The sequence below is a fragment of the Vibrio sp. CAU 1672 genome (genome assembly GCF_029223195.1).
GTDB lineage: Bacteria > Pseudomonadota > Gammaproteobacteria > Enterobacterales > Vibrionaceae > Vibrio.
Genome location: NZ_JARHUF010000025.1, coordinates 34,713 through 55,637, shown reverse-complemented (window position 1 = coordinate 55,637; position 20,925 = coordinate 34,713). Strand labels below are relative to the sequence as shown.

Annotated in this window: 18 protein-coding genes; 17 read left to right on the top strand and 1 reads right to left on the bottom strand. The window is 48.8% G+C overall.

Going from position 1 to position 20,925, the window contains the following annotated elements; genetic code table 11:
* Positions 1-85: 85 nt before the first annotated feature.
* Complete coding sequence (gene map / locus P2G85_RS17885) at positions 86-964, bottom strand: type I methionyl aminopeptidase (protein WP_275865430.1); 879 nt, start codon at positions 962-964, stop codon at positions 86-88.
* A 396-nt stretch (positions 965-1,360) separates the two neighbouring features.
* On the opposite strand from map, the gene rpsB reads away from it, so the two are divergent.
* The 17 genes from rpsB (at position 1,361) to accA (ending at position 20,850) form a co-directional block, all read left to right on the top strand.
* Positions 1,361-2,089, top strand: a complete 729-nt coding sequence (rpsB, locus tag P2G85_RS17880) for a 30S ribosomal protein S2 (protein WP_275865429.1) — start codon at positions 1,361-1,363, stop codon at positions 2,087-2,089.
* Between the two features lie 131 nt (positions 2,090-2,220).
* Positions 2,221-3,066: a translation elongation factor Ts gene (tsf, locus tag P2G85_RS17875; RefSeq protein WP_275865428.1), complete on the top strand. Its 846-nt coding sequence runs from the start codon at positions 2,221-2,223 to the stop codon at positions 3,064-3,066.
* Positions 3,067-3,225: 159 nt separating this feature from the next.
* Positions 3,226-3,957 (top strand): UMP kinase, encoded by a 732-nt coding sequence (pyrH, locus tag P2G85_RS17870; protein ID WP_275865427.1) that lies wholly within the window; start codon positions 3,226-3,228, stop codon positions 3,955-3,957.
* Between the two features lie 95 nt (positions 3,958-4,052).
* Entirely contained in the window at positions 4,053-4,610 is a 558-nt protein-coding gene (gene frr, locus P2G85_RS17865; RefSeq protein WP_275865426.1) for a ribosome recycling factor, read from the top strand.
* 96 nt (positions 4,611-4,706) lie between these two features.
* On the top strand, positions 4,707-5,462 hold the full coding sequence (locus P2G85_RS17860) for an isoprenyl transferase (protein ID WP_275865425.1): 756 nt from the start codon (positions 4,707-4,709) through the stop codon (positions 5,460-5,462).
* Positions 5,463-5,474: 12 nt separating this feature from the next.
* The gene (locus P2G85_RS17855) at positions 5,475-6,317 is read left to right on the top strand and encodes a phosphatidate cytidylyltransferase (RefSeq protein ID WP_275865424.1); all 843 of its coding nucleotides are present in this window, start codon (positions 5,475-5,477) and stop codon (positions 6,315-6,317) included.
* Between the two features lie 52 nt (positions 6,318-6,369).
* Positions 6,370-7,575 (top strand): 1-deoxy-D-xylulose-5-phosphate reductoisomerase, encoded by a 1,206-nt coding sequence (gene ispC / locus P2G85_RS17850; protein ID WP_275865423.1) that lies wholly within the window; start codon positions 6,370-6,372, stop codon positions 7,573-7,575.
* A complete protein-coding gene (gene rseP, locus P2G85_RS17845) occupies positions 7,575-8,933 on the top strand; it encodes a sigma E protease regulator RseP (protein ID WP_275865422.1) in 1,359 nt (452 codons plus the stop codon). The genes ispC and rseP overlap by 1 nt, the downstream gene beginning before the upstream one ends.
* 44 nt (positions 8,934-8,977) lie before the next feature.
* Positions 8,978-11,392: an outer membrane protein assembly factor BamA gene (gene bamA, locus P2G85_RS17840; RefSeq protein WP_275865421.1), complete on the top strand. Its 2,415-nt coding sequence runs from the start codon at positions 8,978-8,980 to the stop codon at positions 11,390-11,392.
* A gap of 14 nt (positions 11,393-11,406) precedes the next feature.
* A complete protein-coding gene (locus P2G85_RS17835; RefSeq protein ID WP_275865420.1) occupies positions 11,407-11,916 on the top strand; it encodes an OmpH family outer membrane protein in 510 nt (169 codons plus the stop codon).
* 6 nt (positions 11,917-11,922) lie between these two features.
* Positions 11,923-12,954 carry a UDP-3-O-(3-hydroxymyristoyl)glucosamine N-acyltransferase gene (lpxD, locus tag P2G85_RS17830; protein ID WP_275865419.1) on the top strand — a complete coding sequence of 344 codons (1,032 nt, stop codon included), beginning with the start codon at positions 11,923-11,925 and terminating at the stop codon, positions 12,952-12,954.
* A gap of 175 nt (positions 12,955-13,129) precedes the next feature.
* Positions 13,130-13,582, top strand: coding sequence for a 3-hydroxyacyl-ACP dehydratase FabZ (gene fabZ / locus P2G85_RS17825; RefSeq protein ID WP_275865418.1), 453 nt, complete (start codon positions 13,130-13,132; stop codon positions 13,580-13,582).
* 1 nt (position 13,583) lies between these two features.
* On the top strand, positions 13,584-14,372 hold the full coding sequence (lpxA, locus tag P2G85_RS17820; RefSeq protein ID WP_275865417.1) for an acyl-ACP--UDP-N-acetylglucosamine O-acyltransferase: 789 nt from the start codon (positions 13,584-13,586) through the stop codon (positions 14,370-14,372).
* Positions 14,373-14,488: 116 nt separating this feature from the next.
* The gene (lpxB, locus tag P2G85_RS17815; protein ID WP_275865416.1) at positions 14,489-15,628 is read left to right on the top strand and encodes a lipid-A-disaccharide synthase; all 1,140 of its coding nucleotides are present in this window, start codon (positions 14,489-14,491) and stop codon (positions 15,626-15,628) included.
* A gap of 9 nt (positions 15,629-15,637) precedes the next feature.
* Positions 15,638-16,276 (top strand): ribonuclease HII, encoded by a 639-nt coding sequence (gene rnhB / locus P2G85_RS17810; RefSeq protein ID WP_275865415.1) that lies wholly within the window; start codon positions 15,638-15,640, stop codon positions 16,274-16,276.
* A gap of 90 nt (positions 16,277-16,366) precedes the next feature.
* Positions 16,367-19,846: a DNA polymerase III subunit alpha gene (dnaE, locus tag P2G85_RS17805; RefSeq protein WP_275865414.1), complete on the top strand. Its 3,480-nt coding sequence runs from the start codon at positions 16,367-16,369 to the stop codon at positions 19,844-19,846.
* Between the two features lie 44 nt (positions 19,847-19,890).
* Positions 19,891-20,850: an acetyl-CoA carboxylase carboxyl transferase subunit alpha gene (gene accA / locus P2G85_RS17800; protein WP_275865413.1), complete on the top strand. Its 960-nt coding sequence runs from the start codon at positions 19,891-19,893 to the stop codon at positions 20,848-20,850.
* The last annotated feature ends 75 nt before the right edge of the window (positions 20,851-20,925 follow it).

Genomic DNA, 20,925 nt, shown 5'->3' with positions numbered 1-20,925 from the left:
GCAAGCTTAAACTAAAAGCAATTTAACAAATCTGACGAAGATAAAAAATATCCCCGCATTGGCGGGGATAGTAACTTGATTGGTTTTACGCGTTCTTCATCTGGCGGGGGATGGTATCGTCGCTGCGCAAAGTTAATACTTCACAGCCGTCTTTGGTGACGCAAATCGTGTGCTCATACTGAGCCGACTTTTTGCCATCGCCGGTGTAAACCGTCCAGTCGTCCTGTGCATCAACACTACAACCAAATTTGCCCGCGTTAATCATCGGTTCGATGGTAAAGCACATGCCTTCCTTAAGCACGCGGCGGTCGTTGTTTTTGTAGTGCACTACCTGTGGTTCTTCGTGGAACTCATTGCCGATACCGTGGCCACAGAAATCTTTCACGATAGAGAATTTATTACGTGGATTCTTTTTGTTGTTGTCTTTGATGTACTTTTCAATCGCGGTACCAATATCTCCCACGGTTGCGCCAGGCTTGACTTTACGCATACCCACATACAATGCCTCTTGTGTCACCATGCAAAGGCGCTTGTCGGCGGGTGATACGTCTCCGACAAAGAACATCTTAGAGGTGTCGCCGTGGTAGCCCTGAGGGCGGACGCTAAGATCGGCATTTTCATCATCAGGGATGATCACGGTGATGTCGACGTTGATGATGTCGCCGTCTTTAAGTACGGCTGGCTTGAGCTGACCGTTGCTGCCAATCTCATCTTGCTCTGCCGGAATACCGTGGCATACGATGTGGTTGATAGAGGTACAGATTGATTTAGGGTAACCGTGGTAATCTAGCGGAGCTGAGTACGCGCCTCTTTCCATCGCATAGTCGTGACAGATTTTGTTCAACTCTTCTGTCGTTACGCCGACGGCGATATGCGGTTCGATCATTTCCAGAATTTCTGCGGCTAAGTTACCCGCGATTCGCATACGTTCGATTTCTTCTGCTGTTTTAATCTTGATGGACATTGGCTTTCTCTACTAATTCTTAAACACTCAGAGTGCGATAGCGCGCATTCTACCAGAGATGCGCGCGTTAACCCAAGCGCATAACAAACATGAGTCTTTCATATTCGGTGTTGGCATATGGGGCGTGTGTGTTACGAGCAGCAGAGAATTACGCGGCGAAAGCCAGAGTAAACACATTTTTTACTAGCCAATATGACCTAAAATATGGTATAAAGCGCGCCGGAATCGAGGACTGTTCTCTCTGTTGGGCACAAGCCAATGGCGAAGCACGCTTCTTCCGACTAACACATTTATCTTTAAATCACACACATTCCGTCACATGTTCCGGGGTGCTGAGCAGAAGCTTGGTCGGAATTATGGGGGATGTGGAGGCCTAACCCCGTAGAGGATTTTAAAATGGCAACTGTATCAATGCGCGATATGCTGAAAGCTGGTGTTCACTTTGGTCACCAAACTCGTTACTGGAACCCAAAAATGAAGCCATTCATCTTTGGTGCTCGTAACCGCGTTCACATCATCAACCTAGAAAAAACTGTACCAATGTTCAACGACGCTCTGGCTGAACTAGCTAAAGTTGGCGAGAAAAAAGGTAAAGTTCTATTCGTAGGTACTAAGCGCGCTGCATCTGAAGCTGTTAAAGAAGCTGCTATCGCAAGCAACCAGTACTACGTTAACAACCGCTGGCTAGGCGGTATGCTAACTAACTACAAAACTGTTCGTCAGTCAATCAAGCGTCTAAAAGACCTAGAAGCTCAAGCTCAAGACGGTACTTTTGACAAACTAACTAAGAAAGAAGCTCTAATGCGTACTCGTGAAATGGAGAAGCTAGAGAAATCTCTTGGTGGTATCAAAGATATGGGCGGCCTACCAGACGCTCTATTCGTAATCGACGCTGATCACGAGCACATTGCAATTAAAGAAGCTAACAACCTAGGTATTCCAGTTTACGCTGTGGTAGATACTAACTCTAACCCAGACGGCGTTGACTACATCATCCCAGGTAACGATGACGCGATCCGCGCAGTACAGCTGTACCTAAACGCTGTTGCATCTGCAGTAACTGAAGGTCGCAACAAAGACGTTGCAGCAGTTGCTGAAAAAGACGGTTTCGTAGAAGCTGAATAATAGCGGCTCTGTGTCACACTTAGTCTATGTGAAACCTTGTTGTAGCATAGACTGAGTTATAGTTAGCAATGGGGGCCGACAATGTAGGCCCCTGTTTTTTACCTTATTTCGAATCAAACGAGGAATAGAGAATGGCAACTGTAACTGCTGCTCTAGTTAAAGAACTTCGCGAGCGCACTGGCGCTGGCATGATGGAATGTAAGAAAGCGCTTGTAGAAGCAAACGCTGACATCGAACTAGCAATTGAAAACATGCGTAAATCAGGCGCAGCGAAAGCAGCTAAAAAAGCTGGTAACGTTGCAGCTGAAGGCGCAATCATCATCAAAGAAGGCAACGGCGTTGCTGTTCTTCTAGAAGTTAACTGCCAAACTGACTTCGTTGCTAAAGACGGTAACTTTACTGCATTCGCAGAAAAAGTAGCAGCTGACGCTCTGGCGACTAAAGCTTCTGTTGAAGAGCTAGTAGCTAAATTCGAAGAAGAGCGCGTTGCTCTAGTTGCTAAAATTGGTGAAAACATCAACATTCGTCGCGTTCAATACGTTGAAGGTGCAGCACTAGCTTCTTACCGTCACGGCGAGAAAATCGGTGTAGTTGTTGCTGGTGAAGGCGATGCAGAAACTCTTAAGCACGTTGCAATGCACGTTGCTGCTTCTAAGCCAGAGTACGTTAACCCAGAAGACGTACCAGCAGACGTAGTTGCTAAAGAAAAAGAAGTTCAAGTTGAAATCGCTATGAACGAAGGCAAGCCTGCTGAGATCGCAGAGAAGATGGTTGTTGGCCGCATGAAGAAATTCACTGGCGAAATCTCTCTAACTGGTCAAGCGTTCATCATGGAGCCGAAGAAATCTGTAGGCGAAATGCTGAAAGAAAAAGGCGCTTCAGTTGCTACGTTCGTTCGCCTGGAAGTGGGTGAAGGCATCGAGAAGAAAGAAGAAATGAGCTTCGCTGAAGAAGTTGCAGCTGCTCAGAAAGGTTAATCCTTAGAGAAGCGCATAAAATTTAGACCGTAGCCATGGCTGCGGTCTTTTTATGACCAACGGTTAAACGATTAGCTGTGATGAATACGGATTGCTTGATAGTGATCAGTCTGCATTCATGACTGTTAATCAACAACTCTCTTTTGGAAGGTATACTCCATGACTACGAACCCTAAACCAGCGTATCAACGAATTCTGTTAAAACTGAGTGGTGAAGCTCTTCAAGGCGAAGACGGTTTTGGTATCGATCCGGCGGTCTTGGATCGCATGGCTCAAGAAGTTAAGGAGCTGGTTGAACTGGGTGTTCAAGTTGGTGTTGTAATTGGTGGTGGTAACCTGTTCCGTGGTGCCGGCCTTGCTGAGGCGGGTATGAACCGCGTCGTGGGTGACCACATGGGTATGCTGGCAACCGTTATGAACGGTTTGGCCATGCGTGATGCCCTTCACCGTGCTTACGTTAATGCTCGCGTAATGTCAGCTATCCCGCTGAAAGGTGTGTGTGACGATTACAACTGGGCAGACGCTATCCGTGAACTTCGTCAAGGCCGCGTAGTAATCTTCTCTGCAGGTACGGGTAACCCATTCTTCACTACAGATTCAGCAGCGTGTCTGCGTGGTATTGAAATCGAAGCTGATGTGGTTCTAAAAGCCACAAAAGTTGATGGTGTATTTACTGCTGACCCAGTAGCAAACCCAGACGCAGAGCTGTATGATAAGCTATCTTACGCTGAAATTCTGGATAAAGAATTGAAAGTAATGGACTTGGCTGCGTTCACACTTGCTCGTGACCACAAAATGCCAATCCGCGTATTTAACATGAACAAGCCAGGCGCACTACGTCGCGTGGTAATGGGTGAAGCTGAAGGTACGCTGATCTGCACTGACGCGTAAATCTCAACGCCATTCAAGAAGTATTGGATGGCGTTTCACTTTGCCCAAACCCTTTAGGCTTTCTTCAGGAAAGATGACATTTTTAAGGTGAAACCGTGATTAACGAAATCAATAAAGACGCGCAAGAGCGTATGGACAAAAGCGTTGAAGCGCTAAAGAACAACCTTGCTAAAGTTCGTACTGGCCGCGCGCACCCAAGCCTACTATCTGGTATCTCTGTAGAATACTACGGTGCTGCTACTCCCCTTAACCAAGTAGCAAACGTTGTTGCTGAAGACGCTCGTACTTTAGCAATCACAGTTTTCGACAAAGAGCTGACTCAAAAAGTTGAGAAAGCGATCTTGATGTCTGACCTTGGTCTAAACCCAATGTCTGCAGGCACAATCATTCGCGTTCCACTTCCACCGCTAACCGAAGAGCGTCGTAAAGACCTGGTTAAAATCGTTCGCGGTGAAGCTGAAGGCGCTCGTGTTGCGGTTCGTAACATCCGTCGTGACGCAAACAGCGATCTGAAAGCGCTGCTTAAAGACAAAGAGATCTCTGAAGATGAAGATCGCAAAGCACAAGAAGATATTCAAAAATTGACTGACGCTGCGGTGAAGAAAATTGATGAAGTGCTTGCGGCAAAAGAAAAAGAGTTGATGGAAGTTTAATACTCCCAGACACATCACTGTTGGAAAACGCTGTGCTCACAGCTCAGCGTTTTTTTGTGTTATTCTATCCAACTGATGGAACTCAATTAATTCCCTATGCAAAATTCTCAAGCCTTCTCTGACGCCCTTCCCAAGCATATTGCCATCATTATGGACGGTAATGGACGCTGGGCGAAATCCAAAGGAAAGCCTCGCGTTTTTGGTCACAAGAAAGGCGTTGTCGCCGTACGAAAGACCGTAGCCGCTGCTTCTAAGCTCGGTATTCAAGCCGTTACCCTATTCGCATTCAGTAGTGAGAACTGGCGTCGACCAGAAGAAGAAGTCGGATTGCTTATGGAGCTTTTCATTTCTGTCCTGTCGAGTGAAGTCAAAAAGCTACATAAAAATAACTTACGTTTACGTGTAGTGGGTGATACCAGCCGATTTAATCAACGTTTACAAAGTAAAATTGCGGAAGCGGAGGCGCTGACGGTAGGTAATACCGGTATGGTGATCAACATTGCCGCAAACTACGGCGGTAAATGGGACATCACTCAGGCGGCTAAAGCGCTGGCGTTGAAAGCTCGCAATGGCGAGATTCGCGTAGAGGACATCGACGAAAACATGATCACTCAGCATCTGACTATGGCAGACTTACCGGAAGTGGATCTGTTGATCCGCACCAGTGGTGAATGTCGGATCAGCAATTTTATGTTGTGGCAGATAGCTTATGCTGAAATGTACTTTACGCCACAGTACTGGCCTGAGTTTGACGAAGACAGTTTGGTTGAAGCGGTGACTTGGTTTATCAACCGGGAACGGCGTTTTGGCTGTACTGGTGAGCAAGTAAAGGCATTGATGAGTGCTCAATAAGGACTGGTTAGTTTGAAACAGAGAATAATAACAGCACTAATTTTAGCTCCCCTTGTTATTTTAGGTATTTTCCACTTGCCCCTAATGGGGTTCATTATCGCGCTGACCGCGATTACTTTGTTGGGTTTTTGGGAGTGGACTCAGTTCACCGAGAGCCGTTCTCGAGTGACTGCCCTGATTCCCGCAGTTGTCGTTACCGGACTTAGTTTTCTATTCATTTCTCCAGATGCGCAAAGTTTAAATAACCTGAGCTCATCGCATTACCTCATTTTGACGATAGGCTTGGTTTGGTGGCTGATTGCCAGTGGGTTGGCGATCACTTACCCCAAATCAACACCACTTTGGCAAAGTAACCACCTCTTGCGACATTTGTTCGGTTTTTTGACCTTAATCCCGTTTATGTGGAGCGTGATTTTATTGCGTGCCGCAGAAATTCAGGTCGATCCCTACCATGGTGCCAAGCTGGTGTTATACGTCTGTTCTTTGGTTTGGGCGGCAGACAGCGGTGCCTATTTTGCCGGTAAAAGCTTGGGTAAGCGTAAAATGGCTCCTCAAGTCAGCCCCAACAAAACCATTGAGGGCCTGTTCGGTGGGATCATCGCAGCGCTTATCATCAGCTGGTTATTTGCCGATTGGTTTGATATTACCTTCTCCAGTCCGATGCATATGATGTTCATTACCCTATGCACCGTGGTTATCTCCGTGCTGGGCGATTTGGTCGAGAGTATGTTCAAGCGGGTTTCGGGTATCAAAGACAGCAGTAACATGATTCCCGGCCACGGCGGGATCCTAGATCGGATTGACAGTTTGACCGCAGCCTTTCCTGTGTTTGCTCTTCTTTATTACGTACTCTAATGTAAGAGGAGTGACTTTTGTCGCTCCTCGCTTTTCTTAACGGTCTTACATCATGCAAAAGTTAACCATTCTTGGTGCGACAGGTTCTATTGGCGCAAGTACTTTAAAGGTAGTGGAACAGAATCCAGAGCTGTTTTCTGTGGTAGCGTTGGCGGCAAGTACCAATGTGGAAAAAATGGTCGCGTTATGCCGCCAGTGGCAACCTCAATACGCAGTAATGGCGGACAAGCAGGCGGCACGCAGGTTAGAAACGGAGCTTACTAAGCTATCCTCGCAGACTCAGGTCTTGGGAGGCGAGGAGGCGCTGTGTCATGTCGCGGCGTTACCGGAAGTGGACAGTGTCATGGCCGCTATTGTTGGTGCTGCCGGACTGTTGCCGACCATGGCAGCAGTCAAAGCGGGAAAACGTGTCCTGCTTGCTAACAAAGAAGCCCTGGTTATGTCTGGTCAGCTGTTCATCGATGCGGTAGAGCAGTACGGTGCTGAACTGTTACCGGTTGATAGTGAGCACAATGCGATTTTTCAGTGCTTACCTGCGCAGGTGCAAACCCAGCTTGGTCGCTGCCATCTGCATGAGCATGGTATTTCGCACATCTTGCTGACCGGTTCCGGCGGCCCCTTCCGCTACACTGATATCGCAGAGCTTGAGAGGGTTACACCAGCCCAGGCGATTGCACATCCTAACTGGTCAATGGGACCCAAAATATCGGTTGATTCGGCCACCATGATGAACAAAGGGCTGGAGTACATTGAGGCCAGATGGCTGTTCAACGCCGCGCGCGAGCAGCTTAAGGTGATCATCCATCCGCAATCGGTAATCCATTCAATGGTGCAATATAAAGATGGTTCGGTGCTGGCACAGATGGGCGAGCCGGATATGGCCACGCCGATTGCACTGACGATGTCTTATCCGGCGCGTGTGGATGCCGGAGTTAAACCGCTTGATTTTACCCAAGTCGGTGAGCTGACCTTTTTGCAACCAGATTTTGCCCGTTACCCTTGCTTACAATTAGCCATCGAAGCGTGTTATGAAGGCCAGCATGCCACCACGGCACTCAATGCTGCCAATGAGATAGCGGTCGACGCGTTTCTTAATAATCAGATTGGTTTTACCCAGATTGCTCAAATCAATCAGTCTGTGCTGAATAAAATCAACGCAAGTCACAGAGCAAACGATGTGAATAGCTTGGAAAGCTTGCTCGAGCTAGATAGAATGGCGCGAAGCATGGCATTTGATTTTATACGCGAGCGTAGCTAATGACTGGCATTTTGTGGAATCTCATCTCGTTTATCGTTGCCCTTGGCATTTTAGTGGCCGTTCATGAGTTCGGCCATTTTTGGGTGGCTCGACGTTGTGGGGTCAAGGTTGAAAAGTTTTCAATTGGTTTCGGCCGCTCTATCTGGACGAAAGTCGGTAAAGATGGCACCGAATACAGTATTTCCGTGATTCCACTTGGTGGATACGTGAAAATGCTCGACGGCCGTGTTGATCAGATACCAGAGTATGAAAGAGAACGGGCTTTTGACCAAAAACCGTTGTGGAAACGTTCTTCGATAGTCGCGGCCGGGCCGGTGTTTAATTTTCTGTTTGCCATCGTCGCATATTGGCTGGTTTTCTTAATTGGTGTACCTGCGGTCAAACCTGTGGTTGGTCAAGTTGTGCCCAACTCGATTGTGGCGCAGGCAGGAATTGAGCCTGGGATGGAACTAAAAGCCATCTCTGGTATCAAAACACCGGACTGGGAATCAGTTAACATGGGGTTAGTGTCGCATATTGGCGATGACTCAATGACCATGACTGTGTCGCCGGCTGACGAAGTCGGCTTTGAAGTTACCCGGACTTTGGATCTTCGTGATTGGCAGTTTGAACCGGAAAGTGAATCGGCGATGCAGTCGTTGGGTTTCACCCCTTTTACGCCGGAGATATACACCCGACTGGCTCAAATTACTCAAGGAGGTGCGGCTGATAAAGCCGGGCTTCTGGCTGGTGATACTGTCCAGGCCATTAACGGCGAACCAGTGACCGAATGGCAGCAAGTGGTTGACGTTATTCGTAGTCACCCGAACGCGCCGATAGAAGTTGTTGTCATGCGTGACAACGCACAACTGAGTGTGCCGATGACACCAGCCAGCCGTGAGCTGGCTAACAAACAAGTGATTGGCTTCGCTGGTATCGCACCGGAAGTCGCAGATTGGCCAGAAAGTTATCGCTTCGAGTTGCAGTTTGGTGTATTCGAGTCCATTGGCAAAGCGATCGATAAAACCGGCCAGGTGATCGGCCTGACCATCAGTATGCTGAAAAAGCTGATCGTTGGTGATGTTGGCCTGAATAACCTGAGCGGCCCTATTTCGATTGCCAAAGGGGCAGGCGCTACAGCCGATTACGGCTTGGTGTACTTTTTGGGCTTTCTGGCGCTGATCAGCGTTAATTTGGGGATTATTAATTTAGTCCCGTTACCGATGTTAGATGGCGGACATCTGTTATTTTTCGCCATTGAAGCGATCATTCGTCGCCCGGTGCCGGAGAAGGTTCAGGAAATGGGATACCGTATCGGCGGGGCCATTATCTTTTCTCTTATGGCGTTGGCACTCTTTAATGATTTTGCTCGTCTGTGATAGTTCAGAGACAAAAGCAGTAGCAAGGAATAATTAGAACAAGTATGGCGATTAAGCGAATTCTGTTTGCAAGTTTACTGGCAACCAGTGTATCTGCAAACGGAGCACAGAACTTCGTAGTTCAGGATATTAAGATCGAAGGATTACAGCGTGTTGCCCTCGGTGCCGCGTTGTTAAAAATGCCCGTACGTGTCGGTGACACGGTTGACCAGAAAGATGTCGCGGACATCATCCGGGCATTATACGCCTCGGGTAACTTTGAGGATGTAAAAGTACTGCGCGATGATGAAGTGCTGGTAGTTCAGGTCAAAGAACGTCCGACCATTGCCAATATCTCATTCTCAGGCAATAAAGCGATCAAAGATGAACAACTGCAGGAAAACCTGAACGCTTCAGGTATTCGTGCGGGTGAAGCACTCGATCGCACTACCTTGAGTAATATTGAAAAAGGCCTGGAAGATTTTTATTACAGCGTGGGTAAATATAACGCCAGCGTAAAAGCGGTCGTGACTCCTTTGCCGCGTAATCGTTCTGATCTGAAATTTGTTTTCACCGAAGGGGTGTCGGCAAAAATCCAGCAAATTAACTTTATCGGCAATGAAGTCTTTAATGATGATGAGCTGTTGTCCCGTTTTAACCTAAACGTGGATGTGCCTTGGTGGAATTTCCTGGCCGACGAAAAGTATCAAAAGCAGGTTCTGGCCGGTGATATTGAAGCTCTGAAATCTTTTTACCTTGACCGTGGTTACCTGAAGTTTGATGTTGATTCAACCCAGGTTGCGATCTCTCCCGACAAAAAAGGGGTATATATTACTCTTGGCCTGGAAGAAGGCGACGTCTATAGCGTAAAAAACGTCAAATTCCGTGGGAATCTTATCGGGGAAGGGGACAGTTTTGAGCGTCTGGTGCCGTTTGAAGCCGGTGATACCTACAATGGTTCTTTGGTTACCGGCCTGGAAGAGAGCGTTAAGCGCGTCCTGGGTGAGTCTGGTTATGCGTACCCGCAGGTAAACACGATTCCTGAGTTTGATGATGAAAAGAAAGAGGTCTCTTTAATTGTCAACGTTGAGCCGGGTAACCGCATTTATGTGCGTGATATTCGCTTTACCGGTAACAATTCCACCAAAGATGAAGTTCTGCGTCGCGAAATGCGCCAGATGGAAGGCAGTTGGTTGAACTCAAAATCGATAGAAACCGGTAAAACCCGCTTAAACCGTTTAGGTTACTTCGAAAACGTTGATGTACAGACGGTACGGGTGCCGGGTAGTGATGATCAGGTTGACCTGGTTTACTCAGTGAAAGAGGCCAACTCGGGTAGCATTAACTTTGGTGTCGGCTACGGCACAGAGTCAGGTGTCAGTTTCCAGGTTGGCTTGCAGCAAGATAATTTCATCGGTAGCGGTAACCGGGTTGGTATCAGCGCGATGATGAATGACTACCAGAAAAACGTCAGTCTGGACTATCGCGACCCGTACTGGAATCTGGACGGTGTGAGTCTGGGTGGTAAGATGTTCTACAATGAGTTTGAAGCATCGGAAGCGGGGATTGTCGACTATACCAATGAAAGTTATGGTGCTAACCTGACATGGGGCTTCCCGTTCGATGAGCTGAACCGGTTTGAGTTTGGTGTCGGCTATACCCACAACAAGATCGGTAACCTTTCTCCTTACCTGCAGGTTGAGCAGTTCTTGCAGGCACAAGTCGATAATATTGACTCGAGCGGTGCACTCAACACCAATGACTTCGATTTCAGCATCTCATGGACACGTAACAACCTTAACCGGGGTTATTTCCCGACGGCCGGTAACCACCAGCGTGCGTTCTATAAGATGACCGTACCTGGCTCTGACGTGCAGTACTTCAAAATGCAGTACGATGTGCGCCAGTATGTCCCGTTGACCAAGAAGCATGAGTTCACCTTGTTGTTCCGCGGGCGACTGGGCTACGGCAACGGTTATGGTCAAACCAATGGTAATGACAACTTATACCCGTTTTATGAGAACTACTACGCCGGTGGCTTTACTTCATTGCGCGGCTTCGGCTCTAACTCGGTCGGTCCAAAAGCGGTGTACCGTGATTACTCCGGCTCCAATAACGGCTCTGACACGGCAACGGACGACTCCGTGGGTGGTAACGCGGTCGCACTGGCGAGTATGGAGTTGATCGTGCCAACGCCATTTGCTTCTGATGAAGCGCGCAGCCAGATCCGCACCAGCCTGTTTGTTGATGTGGCGAGCGTCTGGGACACCGAGTTTGACTACCGTGAGTCAGGGGCGGATTACGGTGACCGGTATTATTACGATTATTCTGATCCAACCAACTACCGCGCTTCTTACGGTGCGGCGTTGCAATGGATGTCTCCAATGGGGCCGCTGGTCTTCTCACTAGCGAAACCAATTAAGAAATACGACGGTGATGATGAAGAGTTCTTCACATTCACCATCGGTAGAACCTTCTAAAAGAGGAAAATATTTTGAATAACATGATCAAAGCGGCTGGAATTGGCCTTCTTGTACTTAGCTCGTCTGTGTTTGCCAATGTGGCAGAAGCGGCACAGAAAATTGGGTACATCAATACAGCACAGGTATTTCAAGCCCTTCCTCAGCGCGAAGTAGTTCTGCAACAAATGCAGGATGATTTTAAAGGTAAAGCCGATGAGCTTAAGTCTATTGAAGCTCAGGCTAAGACAAAAATTGAAAAGCTTCAACGCGATGGCGAACTGCTGGGTCAGGAAGAAGTCGAAAAACTGCGTTTGGACATCGCGCGTCTGGACAGCGAATACAAGGTGAAGGCGCAAGCGCTGGAAAAAGCCTCTGCGCGTCGTGAACAGCAAGAGAAAGCCAAACTATTTAAATCGATTCAAGATGCAGTACAGAAAATTGCAGAAAAGGATGGCTACGACTTAGTTATTGATATTACTGCGCTGCAGTATGCGAAGCCAGAATACAATATTTCTGAAGACGTAATTAAAGCCCTAAAATAAGAATATATGAAGACATTGACATTGGCCGAACTGGCAACAATTACTGGTGGGGAACTGTTTGGCGATGAAACTCAGGTAATTCGCCGTGTCGCTCCGATGGATAAAGCACAGGAAGGGGACGTAACCTTCCTGTCTAATCCGAAATACGCAAAGCATTTGCCTGAGTGTCAGGCAACGGTAGTGATGGTGAAAGCCGGACAACAGGAGCAATGTAGCGGCAACGCTCTTGTGGTGGCTGATCCGTATGTTGCTTTTGCCCGGGTTGTTCAGGCGCTGGATACCACTCCAAAACCGGCAGAAAACATTGCACCTAGTGCAGTGATTGCGGCGGATGTAAAAATGGGGGCAAATGTCGCCATTGGGGCCAATGCGGTGATCGAGTCCGGTGTTGAACTGGGTGATAATGCGATTATCGGTGCTGGGTGTTTTATCGGTAAAAACGCCAAGTTGGGCCGCAACACCAAGTTGTGGGCAAATGTAACTGTCTATCATGAAGTCAGCATCGGTGAAGATTGCCTGGTACAGTCGGGCGCGGTGATTGGATCGGATGGCTTTGGTTACGCCAACGATAAGGGTGAATGGATCAAAATCCCACAACTGGGGACGGTTCGGATCGGCAACCGGGTTGAAATCGGAGCATGCACTACGATTGACCGCGGCGCACTGGAAGACACTATTATCGAAGATAATGTGATTCTGGATAACCAGCTGCAAATCGCTCACAACGTGCAGATCGGATATGGTACTGTGATGCCGGGTGGTACTATTGTTGCCGGTAGTACCAAAATAGGTAAGTACTGCCAGATTGGCGGCGCGTCGGTTATTAACGGACATATCACCATTGCCGATGGTGTTGCCATCACCGGTATGGGTATGGTTATGCGCAGCATAGAAGAAAAAGGCATGTATTCATCGGGCATTCCGCTGCAAACTAACCGCGAGTGGCGTAAAACGGCGGCGCGAGTTCATCGCATTGATGAAATGAACAAACGCTTGAAAGCCGTTGAAAAGCAGCTGGAAAAGAAAGACGAATCTTAGTTCCACTTTCTGCACCAAGACTCGCGAATTGCGAGTCTTTTTCTTCTATAATGACGCGCTATAGATAACAGATTTCACACCACACAGGAGTTAAACCCTGTCAGGATTGGGGCGGGCAGTTTTATTACTCTCTAATCTTCTATGTTGGTGTACGCATTTAAATAGGAATACGACTTTGACTACTGAAAAGAAAACGATGAACATCTCTGAGATCCAAGAGCTTTTGCCTCATCGCTACCCATTCTTATTGATCGACCGTGTGACAGACTTCGAAGAAGAGAAGTACCTGCACGCGATTAAAAATGTGTCGGTTAACGAACCTCAGTTCACAGGTCACTTTCCTCAGCTGCCAGTTTTTCCTGGTGTATTGATCCTTGAAGCCATGGCTCAGGCAACGGGTCTGTTGGCATTCAAATCATTTGGAGCGCCATCTGGCAATGAACTGTACTACTTTGCCAGCGTTGATGGTGCCAAATTCCGCAAACCGGTTGTACCAGGTGATCAGCTGGTCATTGAAGTCGAATTTTTGAAAGAGCGCCGTGGCATTGCTGCATTTAAAGGTGTGGCAAAAGTTGACGGTGAAGTCGTCTGTTCAGCAGAGCTGAAGTGTGCTCGTCGAGAGTTTTAATATGATTCATGAAACCGCCAAAATCCACCCTGCTGCGGTGGTAGAAGAAGGCGCGACAATTGGTGCCAATGTGACCGTCGGTCCGTTCACTTACATTACTTCCGGAGTGGAAATCGGTGAAGGAACCGAAGTGATGTCGCATGTTGTCATCAAAGGTCATACCAAGATTGGTAAAGACAACCGGATATTTCCTCACGCCGTAATTGGTGAAGAGAACCAAGATAAGAAATATGGTGGTGAAGAAACCACGGTAGTGATCGGGGATCGGAACGTCATTCGTGAAGCGGTACAGGTTCACCGTGGTACGGTTCAAGACAAAGCCACTACCGTAATTGGCGATGATAATCTGCTGTGTGTTAATGCACATATTGCGCACGATGTCGTTGTGGGCAACCATACCCATATCGGTAACAACTCGATTTTGGGTGGCCACGTTACGGTTGAGGACTACGCTGGGGTGATGGCGCTCTCTGCGATCCATCCATTCTGTACCGTTGGTGCTTACGCTTATATTGGCGGTTGTTCTGCTGTCGTTCAGGATGTACCGGCATATGTTCTGGCTCAAGGTAACCATGCCACACCATTTGGTCTGAACTTGGTTGGCCTAAAGCGCAATGGTTTTGAGAAACCAGAAATCCGTGCATTGCAGAAAGCTTATAAAGAGATTTACCGTTCGGGTAAAACGCTGGAAGAAGTCAAACCCGTTCTCGCTGAAATGGCGCAAGAGTGGCCGGCAGTTCAGCGCTTCTTAGCTATGCTGGAACAAACCGAACGTGGCATCATTCGTTAATTGACGAATGAGCTGGTGATTGGAAAAGATCGCGCCCAAATAGGGCTGCGGTCTTTTTGTGTTTTATGGATAAGGTATGCCCTTATCCATAGCGCATAGACAGAAGCGGAATAAATATGCAAAGACCATTACGTATCGGCATCATTGCTGGTGAGCTGTCCGGTGACACTCTGGGCGAAGGCTTCATTAAAGCGATCAAACAACGTTACCCAGACGCTGAGTTTGTCGGTATCGGTGGGCCTAAAATGATCGCCCAGGGATGTCAGTCGCTGTTTGATATGGAAGAGTTAGCAGTGATGGGGCTGGTGGAAGTGCTGGGTCGCTTGCCTCGGCTGCTTAAGGTCAAAGCTGAGCTGGTCAGATACTTCACCCAAAACCCACCCGATGTTTTTGTCGGGATAGATGCGCCAGACTTCAATTTGCGCGTGGAACTGGATCTGAAAAACGCCGGCATTAAAACTGTCCATTATGTCAGCCCTTCGGTCTGGGCGTGGCGTCAGAAGCGTATTTTTAAGATTGAAGCGGCCACCAATCTAGTGCTGGCTTTCCTGCCGTTTGAAAAAGCGTTTTACGATAAGTTCAATGTGCCTTGTGAGTTCATCGGCCATACCTTAGCGGATGCGATCCCACTGCAGTCAGATCAGGCTGCAGCGCGTGAATTACTTGGGTTAGAGCAAGACAAAAAGTGGCTGGCGGTCCTGCCGGGCAGCCGCGGCAGTGAGTTGAAAATGCTGTCGCAACCTTTTATTGAAACCTGCAAACGGCTGCACCAGAAATTCCCCGGCTTAGGTTTTGTGGTTGCGCTGGTGAACCACAAGCGCCGTGAACAGTTTGAGCAAGCCTGGCAGCAGCACGCTCCTGAGCTAGATTTTAAACTGGTGGATGATACGGCTCGCAATGTGATTACCGCTTCTGATGCTGTCATGCTGGCATCGGGGACTGTTGCGTTAGAATGTATGCTGCTTAAACGACCTATGGTGGTGGGATATCGCGTCAACGCCTTGACCGCCTTCTTGGCCAAGCGCCTGTTGAAAACCAAATATGTCTCCTTGCCTAACATCCTTGCCGATGACGAACTGGTTAAAGAATACCTGCAAGCTGACTGTACCGCGGAAAAATTATTTAACGAAGTCTCGCGCTTGCTTGAAAGCGATAACAGTGAAATGTTGAATAAGTTTACCGAAATGCATCACTGGATCCGAAAAAATGCGGATCAACAAGCCGCAGATGCGGTATTAAAATTGATTGAGAAATAGAGATATTCCATGGCTGCGAAAGCAAAGACGACCAAAGCAAAAGTTGAGCTACCACCGTTCGAATACCCGCAAGGCTACCAGTTGGTGGCGGGCGTGGATGAGGTAGGACGAGGTCCACTAGTCGGAGATGTTGTCACTGCGGCGGTGATTTTGGATCCCAATAATCCAATCGCCGGGTTGAACGATTCGAAAAAACTCAGTGAAAAAAAACGTCTGGCACTCCTGCCGGAGATCAAACAAAAAGCGTTGGCGTGGTCGGTGGGGCGTTGTTCTGCGGAAGAGATTGACCAGCTTAATATTCTGCAAGCGACGATGGTGGCGATGCAACGGGCGATTGCCGGATTGCAGGTACAGCCGGATTTAGCGTTGATTGATGGTAACCGCACGCCTGAGCTGCCGATGGATGCTCAGGCCGTGGTGAAAGGCGATTTGCGCGTCGCGGAAATCAGTGCAGCATCGATCATTGCTAAAGTGGTGCGTGATCAAGAAATGGAAGAACTGGATAAACAGTATCCACAATTTGGTTTTGCCAAGCACAAAGGTTATCCGACCAAAGCGCATTTTGCTGCGATAGAGCAACACGGGGTGATTGACCAGCACCGCAAGAGTTTCAAACCAGTCAAAAAAGCGCTTGGCATCAGCGAATAAACAATCCATAGCAATGGCCGTTCAACAGTGTTATAACGGCGCTCCTTTGGTTAGAATTCCAAACAAGATTTAGTAATACGGTAGCTGTTAATGTCAGATCCCAAGTTCATCCACCTGCGAATCCACAGTGATTTTTCGATGGTGGATGGTATCAATAAAGTTCCACCACTGGTCAAGAAAGTCGCGGAACTCGGTATGCCGGCCATGGCCCTGACCGATTTTACTAACCTATGTGGCCTGGTGAAGTTTTATGGCGCAGCGCATGGGAGCGGTATTAAGCCTATCATTGGTGCCGATTTCAAAATGCAGTCCGATGAATTTGGCGAAGAGCTAACACAGTTAACCTTATTGGCTGCAGATAATGTTGGGTATAAAAACCTAACCCTACTGATTTCTAAAGCGTATTTGCGCGGCCATGTTCAGCATCACCCGGTGATAGACAAAGCCTGGTTAGCAGAGCTGTCGGAAGGCTTGATCGTCTTGTCCGGGGCTAAAAATGGTGAAATAGGCCAGGCGCTGCTAAAAGGCAACAACCAGCTGGTTGCAAGCTGTGTTGAATTCTATAAGCAACATTTCCCCAACCGCTTTTACCTTGAACTGATCCGCACCGGCCGCCCGGATGAAGAAACTTACCTGCATTTCGCCGTTGAGCTGGCAGAGCAAGTGGATTTGCCGGTTGTGGCGAGCAATGAAGTCGTCTTCATCAGTGAAGAGCTGTTTGATGCTCATGAAATCCGCGTGGCGATCCACGATGGTTATACATTGGAAGATCCGCGCCGGCCTAAAAATTACAGTCCTCAGCAATACCTGCGCAGCGAAGACGAGATGTGTGAGCTGTTCTCAGATATTCCGGAGGCACTGCAGAACAGCGTCGAGATCGCCAAACGCTGTAACGTGACTGTCCGCTTGGGCGAGTACTTCCTGCCTGCTTTCCCGACCGAAGGGATGGAAGAAACCGAATTTTTGATCAAGAAATCGGAAGAGGGCCTCGAAGATCGCCTGGAGTTCTTATTCCCCGATCCACAAGAGCGCGCCCAACGTCGTCCGGAGTACGATGAACGACTCAAAGTTGAGCTTGAAGTGATCAACAATATGGGCTTTCCCGGTTACTTCCTGATCGTAATGGAGTTCATTCAGTGGTCGAAAGACAATGATATACCGGTGGGTCCCGGGCGGGGCTCTGGCGCCGGTTCTCTGGTTGCGTACGCGCTGAAAATTACCGACCTTGATCCATTGGAATATGATCTGCTGTTCGAACGTTTCTTGAACCCGGAACGGGTGTCCATGCCCGATTTCGACGTCGACTTCTGTATGGATAAACGCGACCGGGTGATCGACCACGTCGCAGAAATGTATGGCCGCGATGCGGTATCGCAGATCATTACTTTCGGTACCATGGCGGCCAAAGCGGTGATCCGTGACGTCGGCCGGGTGCTGGGCCATCCGTTTGGGTTTGTTGACCGGATTTCAAAGCTGGTGCCGCCCGATCCGGGGATGACCCTGGAAAAAGCGTTTAAAGCTGAGCCTGCGCTGCCGGAGCTGTATGAGGCTGATGAGGAAGTCAAAGAACTCATCGACAAGTGCCGTATTCTGGAAGGCTGTACGCGAAATGCCGGTAAGCACGCTGGTGGGGTGGTGATATCACCAACCACGATCACTGATTTTGCACCGATTTATGCGGATGCCGAAGGCCACTTCCCGGTTACTCAGTTTGATAAAAACGACGTGGAAACCGCCGGTCTGGTCAAGTTCGACTTCTTGGGGCTGCGTACCCTGACCATCATCGACTGGGCGTTGGGCCTGATTAACCCACGTTTAGCGCGAGAGGGGCAAGAGCCGGTCCGGATTGAGTCCATTCCGCTGGATGATCCGGCCTCTTTCCGGCTGTTGCAAAATTCCGAGACTACCGCGGTATTCCAGCTTGAATCGCGCGGTATGAAAGAGCTGATCAAACGCCTTCAGCCGGACTGTTTTGAAGACATTATCGCACTGGTGGCGTTGTTTCGTCCGGGGCCGTTGCAATCGGGGATGGTGGATAACTTCATCGACCGTAAGCACGGGCGTGAAGCGGTCTCGTACCCTGATGAAAAGTGGCAACATGATTCGTTAAAGGAAATCCTCGAACCGACCTACGGCATCATCCTCTATCAGGAGCAGGTGATGCAGATCGCACAGGTATTGTCCGGCTATACGTTGGGCGGGGCGGATATGCTGCGTCGTGCAATGGGTAAGAAAAAGCCCGAAGAAATGGCCAAACAGCGGGCTACGTTTGAAGAAGGGGCGGTAAAGAACGGTGTCGACGGCGAGTTGGCAATGAAGATCTTCGATCTGGTAGAAAAATTCGCCGGTTATGGTTTCAACAAGTCACACTCTGCTGCTTATGCGTTGGTGTCTTACCAGACACTGTGGTTAAAAACCCATTACCCGGCAGAGTTTATGGCGGCCGTAATGACAGCCGATATGGACAACACCGAGAAGGTGGTCGGGCTGGTGGATGAGTGTATCCGCATGAAGCTCACCGTGCTGCCACCGGACATTAACTCCGGCCTGTACCGGTTTAATGTCGATGATAATGGTGCGATTGTTTATGGTATCGGTGCGATCAAAGGGGTTGGTGAAGGCCCAATTGATGCCATTTTGGAAGCGCGCAACAAAGGCGGTCACTTTAAAGATTTGTTTGATTTTTGTGCACGTATCGATGTCAAGAAAGTCAATAAACGCGTGATTGAAAAGCTGATCTATGCAGGGGCGCTGGATCGTCTCGGGCCCCACCGTGCGGCGATGATGGCGTCATTGGATGATGCGGTTAAAGCCGCCAGCCAGCATCACCAGGCTGAAGCATTTGGTCAGACGGACATGTTTGGCGTACTGACTGATGCGCCGGAAGAAGTTGAGCACAAGTATACCCAGGTGCCTGCCTGGCCGGAAAAAGTCTGGCTGGAAGGGGAGCGAGAGACGCTAGGCTTATACTTGACCGGGCACCCGATTAACGCATACCTCAAGGAACTAAATAAGTACACCAGTTGTCGACTTAAAGACGCCACGCCAACGCGCCGGGATCAATCGGTGACGGTGGCCGGTTTGGTCATTGCTGCCCGCGTCATGACCACCAAGCGTGGTACCCGTATCGGCATCATGACCCTGGATGACCGCAGTGGCCGAATGGAAGTGATGTTGTTCTCTGATGCGTTAGATCGGTATGCAGAGCTGTTGGAAAAAGATAGAATTTTGGTGGTTTCGGGACAGGTCAGCTTTGATGACTTCAACGGTGGGCTTAAAATGTCGGCGCGTGAAGTTATGGATCTCGGTTCTGCGCGTGAAAAATACGCTCGTGGCTTGTCAGTATCGATAGACGCAAGTCAAGTTGATGACACGTTCTTTGAGCGGTTCAGTCACATATTAGCGCCGCATAAAGCCGGAACCGTACCAGTCAATGTATACTATCAACGTGCCGACGCCAGAGCGCGGTTAACATTGGGCACCGAATGGCGAGTGACGCCAAGCGATACATTACTCGACGATTTAAAACAGTTACTTGGCAAAGGCCAGGTAGAACTCGAATTTAACTAAAATTCAGCGTCTGTATCAGACGCTGAGTCAACAAGGATTCATCGATGAGCCTAAACTTTCTTGAATTTGAAAAGCCAATTGCTGAACTGGAAGCAAAGATCGAAGCATTGCGTGATGTGTCTCGTCACGGCGGTGATTCTGCAATTGACCTTGATAAAGAAATCGAACAGCTTGAGAAGAAAAGTCTGGAACTGAAGAAGAAGATCTTCAGCGATCTGGGCGCGTGGGAAACAGCTCAGTTGGCTCGTCATCCTCTACGTCCTTATACCCTGGATTACGTGGAACACGTGTTTGAAGAGTTTGACGAACTGGCGGGTGACCGTGCGTTTGCCGATGACAAAGCCATTGTGGGTGGTATTGCCCGCCTGGAAGGTCGCCCGGTAATGATTATTGGTCACCAGAAGGGACGGGAAACCAAAGAAAAAGTGAAGCGTAACTTTGGTATGCCAAAACCGGAAGGTTACCGTAAATCGCTACGTTTGATGGAAATGGCAGAACGTTTCAATATGCCAATCATCACTTTCATCGACACTGCCGGTGCCTACCCTGGGGTTGGGGCTGAGGAACGCGGCCAGTCTGAGGCGATCGCGAAAAACCTCAAAGTCATGTCAGGCCTTAAAGTGCCGGTGATCTGTAACGTTGTCGGTGAAGGCGGCTCTGGTGGCGCGCTGGCCATCGGTGTAGGTGACTACGTGAACATGCTGCAGTACTCGACGTACTCGGTGATTTCGCCAGAAGGTTGTGCATCTATCCTGTGGCGTGATTCAGATAAAGCCCCTCAAGCTGCCGAAGCGATGGGCCTGACGGCTCCGCGTCTGAAAGAGCTGGAGCTGATCGATGAAATCATTGAAGAACCGTTGGGCGGTGCGCACCGTGACCACCAGCAAATGGCGGCCAATATGAAAGCCACCTTGCTGCGCCAGCTTGAAGAGCTGGAGCAGTTTGAACAGGATATGTTGCTGGAGCGTCGTTACCAGCGTCTGATGAGTTACGGCTACTGTTAAGCGTTTGCTTGCTGAACTCTGGTCAAAGAACCGATAAACTAGAAAGGGTTGGGTGGATATCCAACCCTTTTTTTA